At 63.2% G+C, this 2,406-nt stretch carries 2 protein-coding genes; both read left to right on the top strand.

Features of this window, described 5'->3' with window-relative positions:
- Positions 1–831, top strand: an 831-nt coding sequence (locus C8P69_RS24040) for a hypothetical protein (protein WP_108179814.1), incomplete at its 5' end; no start/stop codon positions are given.
- 106 nt (positions 832–937) lie between these two features.
- Positions 938–2,406, top strand: a 1,469-nt coding sequence (locus C8P69_RS23325; protein WP_146167457.1) for a hypothetical protein, incomplete at its 3' end; no start/stop codon positions are given.

Here is a 2,406-nt window from a genome sequence, read left to right as displayed (position 1 = left end):
GAAGAGGCCCTTCTCCGCGCTGAACAAATCTATGTCGATCAGGCTCCTGCAGCCGTCGCGATGGAGATCTCCAAAGCGAAGGTAGCGGATGGCTTGGTGGCGGTTGCCGTACCTGCTGGGGCGGTGCCCCTCCAGGCGACGGACTGTGAGGACGAGACCCCGTTCTCGCTGATCGGGGACAGCGTCGCATCCCGTAAGATCGTCACCGGGTCGCGCGGCGCCTTCTCTGTCAACGTCTACAACGTCGGTTCGCGGCAGATCGGCTGTGAGAGCTACACAGAGTACTTGGCTCTTCGGACGATCCTGACGCTGCGAAACGACGTCATCACCGTCGAAGAACAGATCCCGCCGTTCACCTACACCGATGAGCGCGGCAAGACGCGCCAGAGCTATCTCGACTTTCGTGTCACGTTGGCGAACGGAGAGCGTATCGGCATCGCCGTGAAACCCGAGGCCGTCGCTCGTCGCCGCGGGTTTCGTCAGACCCTGCGTCTGATCGCTAAGGCGATGCCGAAGTCGGTGGCCGATCGCATCGATCTGATCACCGACAAGATGATCCCCCCAGAGCTCCGGTCGTTCGTGGCCGCTGTGGAAAGCGCCCGTGCCGACCAGCAGCATCGGCCTGCGCAGACGGCAGCCGACGATGCCGCTGCGGCCAAAGTGATCGCGACCATGGCCGGAGCCTGGACACTCGGTCACCTGCAGCGGGCCATCGGTCTGCCTGATGGTCGAAGCTTCCGTGCCGTGGTGAGGGCCATCGCCAGCGGCAAGCTGAGCATGCCCGATGGCTTCCGTCTCGCGGACGACGAATACGTCCGCTGCAACACCTGAGGCGGCCGGCAACACGGCCGCCACCACACCCATCCCACCTACCACCTGATCTGCGGCCTGCACCGGGCCGACGACACTGCTTTATCCAGAAAGAAGGAAATATCCTATGTCTACCAATGCCCTGAAGCGCCTCGACGTCGTCGTTCGCCGTCTTGGCCCCCATGACCGGATCACCATCAAGGGGGTGATCTATACCCGAGCTGAGGAGGTCGTCGGCGGCTACGCCCTGACCCGAACCGACGATCGTGAGATCGAGGTGTTCACCCACGAGCAGATCCACCGCTTCCATCTCGAAGACAACATGGTGGTGGACTCGGAATATTTCCGGTTCCGCCACGCCTACACAGGCGACGCTCGCTATGTCGACGTCACCAGCGTGGATGTTTTGCACCCGACCAAGCGGGCCGGCGTCTTGCGCAAGCTGCTCGTTGTCGGCGAAATCGAACGGCGTGTCGCGGCGGGCGAAAAGATCCTGACGGAAGTTGTGTTGCAGCCGATCCTCGACGCGATGTTCGAGGAGGGCAGCGTCTTCCGCAAGGAACTCGAGGCTCTCGCAAAGTCGCGCATTCTGCCCGGCTCCGCGGCCCTTGCCCGGACGAGCAATGCGGATCTTGCCCGTCAGGGCGAGACGACGGACAAGTTCCTCATGGCGCCTTCTGCGCGGGCGGCTCTTGAGTGGCACCGCAAGTTCCGCGCTTCAGGCCGGAATGTGCTCGTCCTGGCCGGCAACTACGAGTGCGTCGGCGCCAAGCGGATGGTGCTTCACCCCGACACGCAGCGCCACGTGGATCGCGCCCTTCAGGTGCGCGAGTTCTCAGGGCCGCTCATGGTGCGGTACGACGCCATGGTCGTCGCCATTCATGAAGAGAACAAGCAGATCGAGAAGGACAACGAGGCGCGTCGGAAGGCCGGCGAAGACCCCAAGCCCCTCATCGCGACGCCGTCGCGTTATGTTTTCAAGCGCGAAGCGCGCAAGCTCTCTGCGTTCCAGAACGCCATCTGCACGCACGGCGTGACCAATGCCGTCCGCCGGTTCACCTCGCTTGGCAGCGGTCTCGATATTCGGGGGATCGGTGAGCGGGTCGAGATGGACGGGTGGGAATGCAATCTCAAGGTCATTCTCGAGCACGCGGGCCTGTTCGATGCCCTCAGCCCGAAGGCTCGGGGTGAGGCCGCCCGCATCAAAGTCTGGGCGGTCTATGCCGTCGATTGCGCGTCCCGTGTCATCCTTGGCGTTGCCTTCTCGATCCGCTCTCACGCCGACGCGGTACTCAATGCCCGATCGCAGATTGGTATCGACAAGACCCACATTGCTCGCGCCGCCGGCTGCCAGAGCTCCTGGCACCAGCTGACCGGTGTGCAGTGTCTCGTTGCTGACAACGGCAAGGAGTTCACTGCGGCAACCGTCCTGGCCGCCGAAGCGGCCCTCGCCGAAGGCGCCAAGGTCTCTACTCCGGCAGCGATGCCTCAGATGAAAGGGACGTGCGAAAGCTTCTTCAAGCGCAATGTGATGAAGTTCCAGGGCCTGCCGGGCTGGACCGAAATGCGCCAGCGCCTGAACAAGGACTTCAAGCC

This window comes from Phreatobacter oligotrophus, assembly GCF_003046185.1.
Taxonomy (GTDB): domain Bacteria; phylum Pseudomonadota; class Alphaproteobacteria; order Rhizobiales; family Phreatobacteraceae; genus Phreatobacter; species Phreatobacter oligotrophus.
The sequence above is the reverse complement of the archived record's forward strand: the minus strand, read 5'-3'. Positions and strand labels throughout refer to the sequence as shown.